The organism is Pseudomonas sp. DF11 (assembly GCF_058148565.1).
On record NZ_JBYVYN010000005.1, the window covers coordinates 236,857 to 251,416 of the forward strand.

The 14,560-nt window shown below is 62.1% G+C and carries 13 protein-coding genes; 5 read left to right on the forward strand and 8 right to left on the reverse strand.

What is annotated here, in order from left to right; all coding sequences use genetic code 11:
• Nucleotides 1-57: 57 nt before the first annotated feature.
• The gene (locus tag AC30D9_RS17180; protein WP_134923406.1) at nucleotides 58-528 is read right to left on the reverse strand and encodes a hypothetical protein; all 471 of its coding nucleotides are present in this window, start codon (nucleotides 526-528) and stop codon (nucleotides 58-60) included.
• A gap of 480 nt (nucleotides 529-1,008) precedes the next feature.
• Between AC30D9_RS17180 and AC30D9_RS17185 the strand changes: the two genes are divergently transcribed.
• Both AC30D9_RS17185 and AC30D9_RS17190 read left to right on the forward strand, forming a co-directional pair.
• A complete protein-coding gene (locus AC30D9_RS17185) occupies nucleotides 1,009-1,932 on the forward strand; it encodes a chemotaxis protein CheV (protein WP_039588994.1) in 924 nt (307 codons plus the stop codon).
• Nucleotides 1,933-2,003: 71 nt separating this feature from the next.
• Entirely contained in the window at nucleotides 2,004-2,813 is an 810-nt protein-coding gene (locus AC30D9_RS17190) for an MOSC domain-containing protein (RefSeq protein WP_490144439.1), read from the forward strand.
• 240 nt (nucleotides 2,814-3,053) lie between these two features.
• On the opposite strand, the gene ppnP is transcribed toward AC30D9_RS17190, so the two are convergent.
• The 6 genes from ppnP to AC30D9_RS17220 form a co-directional block, all read right to left on the reverse strand.
• Nucleotides 3,054-3,338 carry a pyrimidine/purine nucleoside phosphorylase gene (gene ppnP, locus AC30D9_RS17195; protein WP_109751480.1) on the reverse strand — a complete coding sequence of 95 codons (285 nt, stop codon included), beginning with the start codon at nucleotides 3,336-3,338 and terminating at the stop codon, nucleotides 3,054-3,056.
• Between the two features lie 92 nt (nucleotides 3,339-3,430).
• On the reverse strand, nucleotides 3,431-3,973 hold the full coding sequence (locus tag AC30D9_RS17200; RefSeq protein WP_134923408.1) for a 3'-5' exonuclease: 543 nt from the start codon (nucleotides 3,971-3,973) through the stop codon (nucleotides 3,431-3,433).
• Between the two features lie 62 nt (nucleotides 3,974-4,035).
• Nucleotides 4,036-6,006, reverse strand: a complete 1,971-nt coding sequence (locus AC30D9_RS17205) for an acetyl/propionyl/methylcrotonyl-CoA carboxylase subunit alpha (RefSeq protein ID WP_490144440.1) — start codon at nucleotides 6,004-6,006, stop codon at nucleotides 4,036-4,038.
• Nucleotides 6,007-6,162: 156 nt separating this feature from the next.
• Nucleotides 6,163-7,320: a citronellyl-CoA dehydrogenase gene (atuD, locus tag AC30D9_RS17210; RefSeq protein ID WP_307571440.1), complete on the reverse strand. Its 1,158-nt coding sequence runs from the start codon at nucleotides 7,318-7,320 to the stop codon at nucleotides 6,163-6,165.
• Nucleotides 7,321-7,351: 31 nt separating this feature from the next.
• Nucleotides 7,352-8,968 carry a geranyl-CoA carboxylase subunit beta gene (atuC, locus tag AC30D9_RS17215; RefSeq protein WP_307571439.1) on the reverse strand — a complete coding sequence of 539 codons (1,617 nt, stop codon included), beginning with the start codon at nucleotides 8,966-8,968 and terminating at the stop codon, nucleotides 7,352-7,354.
• 209 nt (nucleotides 8,969-9,177) lie between these two features.
• On the reverse strand, nucleotides 9,178-10,968 hold the full coding sequence (locus AC30D9_RS17220) for an acyclic terpene utilization AtuA family protein (protein ID WP_134923412.1): 1,791 nt from the start codon (nucleotides 10,966-10,968) through the stop codon (nucleotides 9,178-9,180).
• Nucleotides 10,969-11,147: 179 nt separating this feature from the next.
• On the opposite strand from AC30D9_RS17220, the gene AC30D9_RS17225 reads away from it, so the two are divergent.
• From AC30D9_RS17225 to AC30D9_RS17235, 3 genes are all read left to right on the forward strand, one after another.
• A complete protein-coding gene (locus AC30D9_RS17225; RefSeq protein ID WP_116831802.1) occupies nucleotides 11,148-11,774 on the forward strand; it encodes a TetR/AcrR family transcriptional regulator in 627 nt (208 codons plus the stop codon).
• A gap of 115 nt (nucleotides 11,775-11,889) precedes the next feature.
• Complete coding sequence (locus AC30D9_RS17230) at nucleotides 11,890-12,666, forward strand: substrate-binding periplasmic protein (protein WP_167659382.1); 777 nt, start codon at nucleotides 11,890-11,892, stop codon at nucleotides 12,664-12,666.
• A 70-nt stretch (nucleotides 12,667-12,736) separates the two neighbouring features.
• Nucleotides 12,737-13,750: a GNAT family N-acetyltransferase gene (locus AC30D9_RS17235; protein WP_490144441.1), complete on the forward strand. Its 1,014-nt coding sequence runs from the start codon at nucleotides 12,737-12,739 to the stop codon at nucleotides 13,748-13,750.
• Nucleotides 13,751-13,887: 137 nt separating this feature from the next.
• Here AC30D9_RS17235 and AC30D9_RS17240 read toward each other — a convergent pair whose 3' ends face one another.
• Nucleotides 13,888-14,436, reverse strand: coding sequence for an RNA polymerase factor sigma-70 (locus AC30D9_RS17240; protein WP_025212663.1), 549 nt, complete (start codon nucleotides 14,434-14,436; stop codon nucleotides 13,888-13,890).
• Between the last annotated feature and the right edge of the window lie 124 nt (nucleotides 14,437-14,560).

The window sequence follows — 14,560 nt, forward strand, 5'->3', positions numbered from 1 at the left end:
ATGGCGCGACGAAAGCGCTATGGACCAGGCACACCGCACTGAGCCGGCATCATCGTATCAGGCTTGTTTCTGGGAGTAGGGTACCAACGCCAGCGGACGTGACGCCGCCAATGCCTGGCCAGGACTCTGGCCTACCTGGAAGGCAAATGCCTCGATCAACGAGGTCTGTTCGCTGTCGTCCAGGCTCAACTGGCCGGTGGTGTGATCGACCAGTTCCAATTGCCAGGCCATCAGGGTGAGGCAATCCTTCAGGGCGTCCAGGGCCTGGTCATGCAACTGCATGTGGTTTTGCGCGTGGCTGAGCAAGCCATGGATATGCAGTGAAAACTCCGAAACGGCTTCCAGCGCCAGGGCATTGGCCTTGTTCGACAGTTTCAGCAAGGTGCTGAGCATGCAATCGATGGCGTCCTTGTCGTTGTTGATCAATTGCAGATGGCTCAGGCATTCCTCCGACTTGGCCAACAGCGTCTCGGCCTCGATCAGAAGCTCGGGAAGACGCTGACTCCAGTCTCTACGATCGTTCGGCATGCTTATCTCCACAACATCATGTCAGGCGAAAGAAAACCGCGTACGGCGAACGGCTGGATCTCAAGGACGACCGCGGATGGACGCACGGCGACATGCCCGGGCCGCTCAGCGAAGGCAAATTCGCTAACGATTGCACGGGTGGGATCGGCCGAGAGGCTGCAGGTCCGATGTCCTGTGGTCGCGCACAAAAGCCTGACTCCGTTCAGCAATGAGAATGGCGTCACATTAATGGCTATTGGATAACGGGAATATCAGGTTGGACCTGATTGTGCCTAGGGGAATCCCTTAGGCAGGGGAACTTTGCACGCAAACCAGGGTCGCGCGGCTGGGGAAATTGCAGGTGAAATCATGAAGCCAGTAAAGCATGATGTTAATGTGACATCAATGCCTCGCGCTCGTATTTTATCCGGGGTCAAGATTCGGTTCGTGCGGCCGATATCTCTTTTATTGGATTCATCCGAACAAGCCCAGGAGTCATCGATGGCCGGCATTCTCGACACAGTAGATCAGCGAACCCAACTGGTGGGTGAGAATCGCCTGGAAATTCTCATGTTCCGCCTTGCGGGGCGACAGTTGTTCGCCATTAACGTGTTCAAGGTCCAGGAAGTCCTGCAACTGCCGAAGCTGACCCTGATGCCGCAGCGCCACCCGTTCGTGTGCGGTGTGGTCAATCTACGGGGCCAGACGTTGCCGGTGATCGACCTGTCCCAGGCCATTGGTATGCGCCCGCTGGTGCCGGGTCCAAACAGCACCATTATCGTGACCGAATACAACCGCTCGGTTCAGGCATTCCTGGTGGGCGGTGTCGACCGCATCGTCAACATGAACTGGGAAGCCATCCTGCCACCGCCGACCAGCGCTGGTCGCGAGCACTACCTGACGGCCATCAGCAAGGTGGACGATCAGTTGGTGGAAATCATCGACGTGGAAAAAGTCCTGGCCGAGATCGTGCCATACAACGCCAAGGTCTCCCGGGACAAACTCGAAGACCCGGTGCTGGAGCGTGCCCGTGGCCGCGAAGTGTTGCTGGTGGATGACTCCAACGTCGCGCTCTCGCAACTGCGCGATACCTTGGGTCAACTGGGCGTGAAAATGCACATCGCCAGCGACGGCCTGAAAGCGCTGAACATGCTCAAGGCCTGGGCCGATAGCGGCGAGGTGATGACCGATAAATTGCTGATGATCTTCACCGACGCGGAAATGCCGGAAATGGACGGCTACCGCCTGACCACCGAAATCCGCAACGACCCGCGTTTGCGTGGGCTCTATGTGGTACTGCACACCTCGCTGTCCGGCAGCTTCAACGATTCGATGGTCAAGAAGGTCGGTTGCGACAATTTCCTCTCCAAATTCCAGCCGGACAAGCTGGTCGATGTGGTGCGTCAACGACTGATGCTCGACTGAAGTTGATGGTGGTTTGCTTCAATGGCCGGCTCGTATAAGGTGGCATTTTTTCGCCACCAGGGAAGTTGACCATGTTGCGGCTGAGCGCGCTGTATCGGTATCCGTTGAAGTCCGGCAAGGGCCAGCCCTTGCAAGGGATCGGCCTGGACAAGCTCGGCCTGGACGGTGACCGGCGCTGGATGCTGGTGGATGAAGGCACCGGTCGTTTCCTGACCCAGCGCGCCGTGGCGAAGATGAGCCAGCTCTCGGCCCTGTGGAACGAGGCTGGCGGCCTGACGCTCAGTGCGCCGGGCCATGGCGCTATCGATGTGCCGCTGCCGCCGGTCCTGGAGGAGCAGCGGCGCGGGGTGATCATCTGGCGTGACACTTTGCGTGTGCCGGATGCCGGTGACGAGGCCGCGGCCTGGGTCAGCGAGTTCATCGGCAATCCTACCCGGTTGGTGCACGTGCCTGTGGAACTGGCGCGCACCACGGCAGCCGGTTATGGCAAGGATGACGACAAGGTCGCCTTTGCCGATGGTTTCCCGCTGCTGCTGATTGGCCAGGCGTCCTTGCAGGACCTGTCGAGCCGGGTCGGTCGCCCGCTGGAAATGCTGCGCTTTCGCCCCAACCTGGTGGTCGAGGGCAGCGAGGCGTTTGCCGAGGACGGCTGGAAGCGCATTCGTATCGGCGAGGTGGAATTGCGCCTGGTCAAGCCTTGCTCGCGTTGCATCATGACCACGGTCGATCCGCAGACCGGCGAGCGCGATCCGAATCGCGAACCCTTTGCCACGTTGCAGCAATATCGTTCGACACCGGACGGTGCGATGTTCGGCCAGAACCTGGTCAACGACAGCGCCGGTCGGCTTGAAGTCGGCATGCCGGTTGAAGTGCTGGAATAAAAAGATCCGTGAACAAAAATGCCCGTGTCGTTGGACACGGGCATTTTTTCATTACCCCAATGCCATGCCAGGGCTTTTGTGGCGAGGGGATTTATCCCCGCTGGGGTGCGAAGCAGCCCCAACAAGGCTCAGCATAATCAGCCTGACACACCGAGGCGGCAGGTCTTGGGGCTGCTGCGCACCCCAGCGGGGCGGTGCGACGTTTCGCTAAATCCCCTCGCCACAGGGTTATCTGCCGAATCAGCCGCGGTATTCACACAGGTAGGCGGTGTCGACGGCCACTTTGAGCTGGAACTTGCTGTTGGCCGGTACATTGAACTGGCTGCCGGCCTCGTAGGTTTCCCAGTCGGTGCTGTCAGGCAGCTTCACGGTCAGGGCGCCGGAGACGACGTGCATGATTTCACGTTGGGCCGTGCCGAACTCATATTCGCCCGGTGCCATGACGCCGATGGTCGCAGGGCCTTCGGCAGTGCCAAAAGCGATCGACTTGACGGTGCCGTCGAAGTACTCGTTGACTTTAAACATGGGCGATTCCTCGAAAAAGGGGCTGAAAAAGGCTGGCCAGTATGCACAAGGCTTCAAGATTCGTCATCTGCCGGCCGGTAGGTGGTTGCCGCTCAACCGGGAAGCACCAGGGGCAATAATCGTGCGGTATTGCGGGCATCTTCCAGCGCACGGTGCTGTTGACCGCAGAACTGCAGGCCAGCCAGTTGCAACGCGCCATTGAGCCCCAGCGGTCGTTCCAGCCGACGGACCTTGGCGAAGCGTTGCTTGAGGTTCATGTGCGGCACTTGGCCGAGGACACTGTGCAATTGCTGGCGCTGCCATTCCTGAAGCAGTTGCTTGCGGTCGTAATCACCCCAACTGACCCAGCTTTCCAGCTTCGGATGATACGGCGCCAGCCAGCGCTCGAATGCCGGCCATACCTCGGTCAAGGGCGCGGCACCGTCGATATTGGCCTGGGTGATGTGGGTCAGTTCGCGACAGAAAGGCGTCAGCAGCGGGCGTCTCAAGGGCCGCACGAAGCGCTGGAAGTGATCCACCTCGCGACCGTCACGATTCACCAGCGTGGCGCCGATTTCGATAATTTCCATTTCGGTTACCGGCCAGCCACCTTCATCGGTGGTGGCCTCCAGATCAATCACCAGCCAGTGAGGCATCGCAGGGTTCCCGGTGTCGGCGTGCTGATGGGTTTGAGCGTAGTCAAACCCTCGGCATCCGACTAGTGGCCTGTTTCGACACGCAACAAAACCTGACGGTTTTTCACCTGGTCACCGCGCGTGACCTGCAATTGCCTGACCACGCCGTCGATGCCAGCCTTGAGCGGGTGCTCCATTTTCATCGCCTCAAGCACCATCAGCAATTGGCCTTGGCGCACCGTGCTGCCTTCACTGACCAGCAGCTCGACGATGGCGCCGTCCATTGGCGCCTCGAGCGTCCCGTCGTTGGCTCTGGCCTTGGCGGCGATGGGCGCATGGGTCCGGTCTTGCAAGTGCAGGCCACCGGGGCGGGTAGACAGCCAAAGATCGTTGCCATCGAGGCGCCACGCATGCCGGCGGCGAACCCCGTCGATGACCAGCGTTGCGCCATGTGGGTCAACGTCGAGCAGTCTCAGTTCAATCAAGTGCCCGGCACTTTGGATGCTGAGCCTCCCGTCGGTTTCGGCCAGCAGGCTCAGCACCCAGTCGTGCTCCCCAACGCCGATCCGGTAGTGCAGCGCCGCGCCGATGTTGTTGCGCCATCCGCCCAGGCCAGGGGCATGGCGTGCCTGCGAGGCTTGATAAAACGCCGCCGCGGCGATGGCGAGCTGTTCGGCCGAGGGCTCAAGGGGCAGGAGCGCCGGGTGATTGGCTAAGTGCTGCCCGATGAAGCCGGTGCCGAAGTCGCCGTCGATGAACCGCGGATGTGCCAGCAACGCGGCGAGCAATCGCTGGTTGCTCTGGACGCCAAGCAATACGCAATCTTCCACAGCTCGCAACAATTTGCGCCGGGCCTCCTCGCGGGTGACGCCGTGAACGATGAGTTTGCCCAGCATCGAATCGTAGAACGGGGTGATGGCCTGGCCCTCCAGCAGGCCATGGTCGACTCGCACGCCGTCCCGCATGGGCGGCTCCCAGCCGGTCAGCCGCCCGGTCTGGGGCAGGAAATCCGCCGCCGGGTCTTCGGCGTACAGCCGCACTTGCATGGCGTGGCCGCTGAGCATCACCTGCTCCTGGCGCAGGGGCAGGGGCCTGCCGGCGGCGACGTCCAATTGCCAGGCCACCAGATCCAGGTCGGTGATCAGCTCGGTGACTGGGTGTTCGACCTGCAGGCGCGTGTTCATCTCCAGGAAGTAAAACCGGCCGTCCCCAGCGAGCAAGAACTCCACGGTCCCGGCACCGACGTAACTCACCGCGCGCCCTGCCTTGAGCGCCGCGTCGCCCATGGCCTGGCGCAGGTCGGCGGTCATGACCGGGCAGGGCGCTTCCTCGATGATTTTCTGGTGGCGACGCTGGATCGAGCAGTCGCGTTCGCCCAGGTGGATCAGTTGGCCGTGGTGGTCGCCGAAAATCTGTACCTCCACATGACGCGGATCGAGCAAGGCCTGTTCGAGGATCAACTCGTCGTTGCCCAAGCCATGCAAAGCCTCCGAGCGCGCGCTGCGTAACTGCTCCAGCAGATCCTCGGCACGCTGGACCAGGCGCATCCCTCGGCCTCCGCCACCGGCGCTGGCCTTGATCATCAACGGGTAGCCGATGCGCCCGGCTTCGCGCTGCAGCGTGTCATCGTCCTGGGCGGCGCCCTGGTAACCGGCGATGCAGGGAACGCCGGCTTCGATCATGGCGATTTTCGAGCGACGTTTGCTGCCCATCAGGTCGATGGCCTCGGGGCTGGGCCCGATGAACACGAGACCCGCCTCGGCGCAGGCGCTGGCGAAGCCGGCATTTTCCGAGAGCAAGCCATAGCCGGGATGGATCGCATCGGCACCGCAGCGTCGGGCTGCATCGAGAATGGCCGAGGGGTCGAGGTAGGACTGCTGCACCGGAGCCGGGCCGATCAGCACGGCTTCATCGGCCATGCGCACGTGCAGCGCGTCGGCGTCGGCTTCGCTGAATACCGCCACCGTGCGATAACCCAGGGCCTGGGCGGTGCGCTGGATCCGGCAGGCGATTTCGCCGCGGTTGGCGATGAGGATCTTGCTGAAGGTGGGCATGGGGTCATTCCTGGGTTTTTGTGGGGCCTATTCGGGCCCTTTCGCGAGCAAGCCCGCCCCCACATTGAACTGGGGCTACCTGATGATCTCGGTCAACTGTGGGAGCGGGCTTGCTCGCGAAGCTTTTGAAACTCCACAACCGAGCAGACAGGGCGCTCACTTTTTCTTCCCCGGCAAAATCCCCATGAGTTTGCAGATGATCCCCAGCATGATCTCGTCCGCACCGGCGCCGATGGACACCAGGCGCACGTCGCGATAGGCCCGGGCCACCGGGTTGTCCCACATGAAGCCCATACCGCCCCAGTATTGCAGGCAACTGTCGGTGGTTTCCCGGGCCAGGCGCCCGGCCTTGAGCTTGGCCATCGACGCCAGCCGCGTGACGTCCTGGCCGTTGATGTACTGCTCGGTGGCCTGGTAGACCAGCGCTCGCAGGCATTCGATCTCGCTGGCCAGTTCCGCCAGGCGAAAGTGGATCACCTGGTTGTCGATCAGGGCCGCGCCGAAGGTCTTGCGCTCCTTGCAGTACTCGATGGTTCTGTCGATGCAATGCTCCAGGCCCTTGATCATGTTGGCCGCGCCGAACAGGCGTTCCTCCTGGAACTGCAGCATCTGCATCATGAATCCGGCCCCTTCCTGGCCGATACGATTGCGTTGCGGTACCCGCACGTCATCGAAAAACACCTGGGCGGTTTCCGAGCTGCGCATGCCGAGTTTGTCCAGGTGCTGGCCGAGGCTGATGCCGGGGCTGCGCATCGGCACCATGATCAGCGACTTGTTGACGTGGGGCTTGTCATCCGAGGTGTTGGCCAGCAGGCAGATGAAGTCGGCGCTCGGTGCATTGGTGATCCACATCTTGCTGCCGTTGATGACGTAGTCGTCGCCGTCCTTGCGCGCCGTGGTCTTGAGCCCGGCGACATCGGAGCCGGCGCCAACCTCCGAAACGCCGATGCAGCCTACCTGTTCGCCGCGGATGGCCGGACGCAGGAACGCTTCGCGCAGTTCATCGGAGCCAAAGCGGGCCAGGGCCGGGGTGCACATGTCGGTCTGCACGCCAATGGACATCGGTACACCACCGCAATGAATGGTGCCGAATTCCTCGGCCGCGACGATCGAGTAGCTGTAGTCCAGCCCCATCCCGCCGAACGCCTGGGGCTTGGAAATGCCCAGCAGGCCCAGCTCGCCGGCCTTGCGGAAAATCTCGTGGATGGGGAAACGCCCGGCCTTCTCCCATTCGTCGACGTAAGGGTTGATGTCGTGCTCGACAAACTGGCGAACGGTGCGCCGCAGTGCTTCGTGTTCCTGGGTGAAGATCATTTTATTGTCTCCTGTGAGCCGTGGAGCGTCCTCAGAAACGGGCCACGCCGAAGCTGTTGGCTTGCAGTGGCCGGTGCTCGGCCTCGTGACAGATGTCCAGCAAATAGCCCAGTAGCGTGCGGGTGTCCCGCGGGTCGATGAGCCCGTCGTCCCACAGGTTGGCGCTGCCGTAGAGGGCGGTGGACTGGCTGTCGAGTTTCTGCGCAGTGGTCTGTTCGAGCAGGTCCAGTATCTTCGGGTCCGGGGTCAGGCCGTTTTTGAGCTGGGTAGCCTCGGTGACCATGCGCAGCACCTTGCCGGCCTGGGCGCCGCCCATCACGGCGGTGCGGCTATTGGGCCAGGCGAAGATGAAGCGCGGGTCGAGCCCGCGACCGCACATGGCGTAATTGCCGGCGCCATAGGAGCCTCCCACCACGACGGTCAGCTTGGGCACCCGGGCATTGGCTACGGCCTGGATCATCTTGGCGCCGTGCTTGATCACCCCTTGGCGTTCCGACTCGGTACCGACCATGAACCCGGTGGTGTTGTGCAGAAACAGCAACGGCGTGCGGCTCTGGTCGCACAACTGGATGAACTGTGCGGCCTTGCTCGCGCCCTGGGGCGTGATCGGTCCGTTGTTGCCGATCAGGCCGCAGGCATGGCCGCGAATGTGCAGGTGGCCGCAGATGGTCTGTGAATCGAATTCGCCTTTGAATTCGAGGAAGTTCGAGCCATCGGCAATGCGCGCGATGATTTCCCGCACGTCGTAGGGTTTCTTAGGGTCGTCGGGAATCAATCCCAGCAGTTCTTCGGCTGGATACCGTGGCTCCACCCAGCGTGGTTCGGACTGTGGCGGCAGCTGTGTGTTCCAGGGCAGTATGCTGAGGATTTCCCGGGCCAGGCGGATGCCGTCGGCGTCGTTCTCGGCCAGGTATTCGGCGGTGCCCGCCACTTGCGCATGCATTTGTGCGCCGCCCAGTTCTTCCTCGGTGGCGACTTCACCGGTCGCGGCCTTGAGCAATGGCGGCCCGGCCAGGAACAGTCGCGCCTTGTCGCGCACCACCACCACGTAATCCGACAGACCCGGCTGATAGGCACCGCCCGCGGTGGCCGAGCCATGCACCACGGTGATCTGCGGCAGGCCCATGGCCGACATCCGCGCCTGATTGGCGAAGCAGCGCGCGCCTTCGACGAAAATCTGCGCGGCGTAATTGAGATTGGCGCCGCCACTTTCGGCGAGGGTAATGACCGGCAGTTTGTTTTCCATGGCGATCTGTTGCAGGCGCAGGGTCTTGTGCAGGCCGCTGGGGGAAATGGTGCCGCCCTTGATCGCGCTGTTGTTGGCCACCACCAGCACCCGCACCCCGGACACGTAGCCGATCCCGGCGATCAGGCCGCCACCGGCCTGGCTGCCGTCCTTGTCGTCATGGAGTTTGTAGCCGGCCAGGCTCGCCAGTTCGAGGAACGGGGCGCCGGGGTCGAGCAGCAGGTTCAGGCGCTGGCGCGGCAACAGTTGGCCGCGCTGGTCGAACTTGCCCTGGGCCTGGGCGGCCTTCTCCAGCATGGCTTGCTCGAGCTGGCGCAGTTGCTCGACGCCGGCCAGCATCGCCGCGCGGTTGCGCGCGAAGTCGGCGCTGTGCGGGTCAAGGTGCGATTCGATGATCGGCATGCAGCCTCCTTTCAAGCGGATTAGCGCAGAACCCTGTGGCGAGGGGATTTATCCCCGCTGGGGCGCGAAGCGGCCCTAAATGCGTGCAATGGTTTGAGTTGACTGTTTTGGGGGCTGCTGCGCAGCCCAGCGGGGATAAATCCCCTCGCCACAGATTCAATTCAACCTGCTCATCATGTGTGACTGACATGGGCCATGGCGACCATCCCTTAGTTGACCCGGTCTGCAATGTGCTGCGGCACCGGTATTTGAATCTCCAGCAACTGCTGGGCGAACGCCTTGCCTTGGGGATCGATGCGCAGGCTGGCGACGCCGCCGCCACCGAGGGCGTTTTCCAGCAGGAAATTCAAACTGTGGGTGCCCGGCAGGTACCAGCGTTCGACCCGGCCCAACCGCGGGTCGAGCACGTGGCTCATCCAGTCGACCAGCACCTGCGGCGTCAGCGCTTCGGCGATCCAGGGCAGGTATTCGGGATGCCGGGCGATCACGCCAATGTTGCTGTGGTTGCCCTTGTCGCCGGAACGCGCCACCGCCAGTTTGACCAGCGGCACGCTGGCATCGGCCCGGCCTTGGGGTTTGGGCAGGTCCGGGGTGAGCGGCAGGTCGGCGGTGTCCAGCGCTTCGAAAGCGGGCAGGGGACAAGGGTGGCGCTGGCCATCGAATTCAATTTCGGGCCGACAAGTGTCTTTGGCGACCAGGAACGAGAACAGGCGAATCAACGGGGACACCGTCGGCCGGCCACCGACCAGGCCGGTCAGCCCTGGCGCCATGCCGGTGGCGGCTTGGGCGATTTCCCTGGAAAACAGCGTCAGCGGCTGCTTGTCCGGGTGCCGTACCGCCAGCTTGATGACGATCTCACGACTGTCCCGGCGCCGACCGTGCTGGCCGTAAGTGGCTTCGCTGCCCAGCAGTTCGACATTCACTTCGCTGTAGGGCGCCCAGCCACGCTGGTCGAACATTTGCGAAGTCTTGTTGATGATCGCCTGACTGACCCGGCCAGCCTTGGCCACCGCATCGATGCCGGCGATCAGGCAGGTGGCGGTGCAGCGCCAGCCGTCCAGCCAGGTGGCGCAGACCTTGTACTGGTCAGTGGGCGGCAGGCCCTTGGCCCCGTGGACCCGTACGGCGTGCTTGCCTTGCTGGACCAACCTGACCTGGCTGAAATCACAGATCACGTCCGGCAGCAGATAGCCTTGCGGGTCGCCGATTTCGTAGAGCAACTGCTCGCCGATGGTCAACGGCGTGACCAGGCCGCCGCTGCCTTCGGCCTTGGTGACCAGGAACTGGCCGTCGGCGCTGACCTCGACGATGGGAAAGCCGATGTGCTCGTAATCCGGTACGTCCTGCCAGTCGGTGAAGTTGCCGCCTGTGCACTGGGCGCCGCATTCGATCAGATGCCCGGCCAGCGCGGCCTGGGCCAATCTGTCGTAATCGTGCCAGGCCCAGCCGAACTCATGTATCAGGGCGGCGCTGACCACGGCGCTGTCCACCACGCGGCCGGTGATCACGACGTCGGCCCCCAGGCGCAACGCTTCGACGATGCCGGGTGCGCCGAGGTAGGCGTTGATGGAGACGCACGCCGGCGGCAGGGGCTCGCCGCTGAACATTTCACGGATGCCCTGGGCGGCCAGTTGTTCGAATTGCGGTTGCAGGTCATCGCCCAGCAGCACGGCGATCTTCAACGGCACGCCCGCCTGGTCGCAGGCCGCTAGCAAGGCCTTCGCACAGGCCTGGGGGTTGACCCCGCCGGCGTTGCTGATGACGCGGACCCCATCGGCATGCAAACGCTGTAGCAGCGGTGTGAGGACCTCGATGAAGTCCGTGGCGTAGCCGCTCAGCGGGTCCTTCAGGCGCGCGCCGGCCATGATCGACATTGTCACCTCGGCCAGATAGTCGAACACCAGGTAATCCAGGGCCCCGCCCTCGACCAGTTGCGCCGCCGCGGTACAGGTATCGCCCCAGAAGGCGCTGGCGCAACCGATACGGATCGTTTTTGGCATGGCGTTCCCTCCGGCAAAGGTGGTTCGAGACTACCAAGCAAGCGCTTGGTTTGTAAACGACCGCGGGTTCTTCTGCCGAGCGCTTGCTTGGTTGGCTCGCTCGGCTTAAATTGCCCGCGCCACTGATGATTTGGTGTGCAATGCCCGCGCGTTGGTTGATCGACTGTAGGAGAGAATGGGTGGACGAGCAAAAAGCCCTGGGCGTGATGCGTGAGCTGGTCGACAACGGGCAACTGACCGACCCGGACAGTGCTCGCGGCAAACTGCTCCAGACCGCCGCCCACCTGTTTCGCAACAAAGGCTTCGAGCGCACCACAGTGCGTGACCTGGCCAGTGCCGTGGGCATTCAGTCGGGCAGCATCTTTCACCATTTCAAGAGCAAGGATGAGATCCTGCGGGCGGTGATGGAAGAAACCATCCGCTACAACACCGCCTTGATGCGCGCCGCCCTGGCCGAGGCCGACAGCGTGCGTGAGCGGGTATTGGCGCTGATCCGCTGCGAATTGCAGTCGATCATGGGCGGTACCGGCGAGGCCATGGCGGTACTGGTTTATGAATGGCGTTCGCTATCGGAGCAAGGGCAGCGGCAGGTGCTAGCCCTGCGTGATATTTATGAAGACTTGTGGCTCGAGGTCCTGGGCCAGGCCAAGGAGGCTGGGTATATTCGCGGGGACGTGTTCATTACCCGGCGGTTCCTCACGGGAGCGCTATCCTGGACCACCACCTGGTTTCGCACCGAAGGCAGCCTGAGCCTCGATGAGCTGGCCGAGCAGGCCTTGATCCTGGTGCTTGAAGAAAAACAATAATCGAACAGTGCCTTAAACGATCGTGTGGCTGGCTAAGTGGCTGAAACCGCCTAGCTTGATTGTATTGATGGTGACTTTTGGGGAGTGGGTTATCTTGACGTTTTCACCGATGGGGATGACCTCGCGTCTGCTGCTGGCTGCTTTGGCCGTTTTCCTGGCGTTGCCGATCGAGGCGGCGCAACTGGTGCGGATCGGCGCGGCGCATTTTCCGCCTTATACCGTTCGTCCCGAGAACGGCGCCGACACCGGCCTGTTGCCGCAAATGGTGGAGGCCTTGAACCAGTCGCAAACCGACTATCAGTTCGTGCTGGTGCCGACGTCGATCCCGCGCCGGTTCAATGATTTCAAGCAGGGCCGGGTGGACATGGCGATTTTCGAAAACCCCGAATGGGGTTGGCAGGATGTGCCGCATACCGCGGTAGACATGGGCCTGGAAGATGCGGAAGTCTTCGTCTCCCAGCGCCAGCCGGATCGCCAGCAAAGTTATTTCGAAGACCTCAGGGGCAAGCGCCTGGCCCTGTTCAGCGGCTATCACTACGCCTTCGCCCAATTCAACGCCGACCCCAAGTTCCTCGCCGGCCAATACAACGCCACGCTGACCTATTCCCACGACAGCAACTTGTTGATGGTGTTGCGAGGGCGCGCGGATATCGCCCTGGTGACCCGTTCGTACCTCAACGATTACGTGTTGCGCAATCCTGAGGTCGGCCCGCAATTGCTGGTATCGGAACGTATCGATCAGATTTACCACCATTACGCGCTGATCCGACCGCAAGCGCCCATCTCCAGTGAAGCGTTCGCACAGTTGCTGCAAAAGCTGCGGGATGACGGTCAGTTGCTGAAGATTTTCCAGCCCTACCAGATTCATCTGGTGCCCGCGCATTCTCATTGAAGGTGACACTAAATTTCCCTTCCCGGCTCACGTCCCACGTTGACTACCGACGAATACGCGAGCCCCTCCCATGTCCAACCTCAATCAGCCGACGACGCTGCCCTTGCCTGGCGGTCGTCGTCTCGGCGCCGATGAAACCGAACGCCACCTGAGCCTGATGCTCGAAGGCGCGTCGCTGATCCGGCTGCGCCTTGTGCGTGGCCCGCAGTTGCATGTGCACTTGCAGGAAATCCATGACCGCCCGGTAGGCCCAGCGCTGTGGGCGGCCTGCTATTGGCTGTTTGCTCGCGATCCCGACTGCCAGCGCCTGACCTGGCACCTCGACGAGCGCCCCGGCGAAGCCTTGCTCAGCGGCTTGTTGACGGACACCGAGCGTGCCGGCGAATACATTTGCGAGCGCACGATGTTCTGGCAACTGCCGCAGCCCTGGCTGGGGGAGTCGTTCAACGGCAGTTATCCGCAACAGATGATCATCACTGACGGCAAGCGCCACCCACGCCGGCCCATGAAGCCGCGTGGCGAGGTGTACCGGCGTTTCGATGCGCGGCTGGGGGGCTGGGTGTCCTTGCGTACCTTGGAAATCGAGCAGGACCTGGAGCGCTTCAATCGCTGGCAGAACAGCCCCCGGGTGGCGAGCTTCTGGCAGGAGGAGGGCAGCCTGGAACAGCATCGCGAGTACCTGGGCAAATTGCAGGCCGATCCCCGGGTCTTGACCCTGATCGGTTGCTTCGACGAGCAGCCGTTCGCTTACTTTGAAGCCTATTGGGCCAAGGAAGACCGCATCGCGCCGTTCTATGACGCCGGGAACTACGACCGTGGCATCCACATGCTGGTGGGCGAAGAGCAACACCGGGGGCCGCACAAGGTGGCGAGTTGGCTGTCGGCGCTGGTGCATTACCTGTTCTTGGACGACCCGCGCACCCAGCGCGTGGTGGCCGAGCCCCGGGCCGACAATGCCCGGATGATCGGGCACCTGCACAACCAGTGCTTCCATTGCGAAAAGGAATTCGATTTCCCTCACAAGCGCGCGGCGCTGATGATCCTGGGGCGTGAGCGGTTCTTTGATCGGTGTGGGTTGATGTGAGGCTGTAGACCCTTGGGGCCCCATCGCGAGCGGGCTCGCTCCCACAGGGATTTGCGGTGAACACAGACTTTGTGAGCACCCAGATCCATTGTGGGAGCGAGCCTGCTCGCGATGAGGCCCGAAAAAACACTGCAATATTACCGGCGGGCGAAGGTATCCCCCCGAACCCCCGACACCTTGCGGCAATGCACCAGGGCATCGCGGATCATGAAGTTCACCAGGGTCGGCGAGACGCCCAGTTCCTTGGCGATGTCCTTCTGTGGCACGCCGTGCAGGCGGTACATCTCGAAGGCATAGCGGGTGCGGCTGGGCAGTTCGGTCAGCGCGTCGGCGATGTGCTCCAGGGTGGAGAAGTTGATGTGGGAGGTTTCTGGCGAAGCACCCTGGATCACCACGTTCAACCCTTCCTCTTCCGGCCCCGAGTATTTCTGTTCCAGCGCCTGTTTGCGGTAGTGGTCGATCGCCAGGTTGCGCACGATCTGGAACAGGTAGCTGAGCTGTGCCTTGAACGAGGAGGTGATCTGGGGCGCCGATTGCAGCCGGAAAAACGCGTCCTGCACTACATCTTCCGCGCGGGATCGACAGCCGGTGATGCGTGCCGCGATCTTGACCAGGATCATTCGATTATCGACGAATGCCTGGAGTAACGGTGAGTCGCACCTGCTTGTGGATACTTGTTCCGTCATGGAATTCACCTTGCTGCAAAAAGTTAGCAGGACGGCCGGATGCCGGACCCGTCCTACACATCGACGGCCAAATTAGGCTTAATGATAATGATTGTCAATTGAGAAGAAGAATTATTGATGTAAT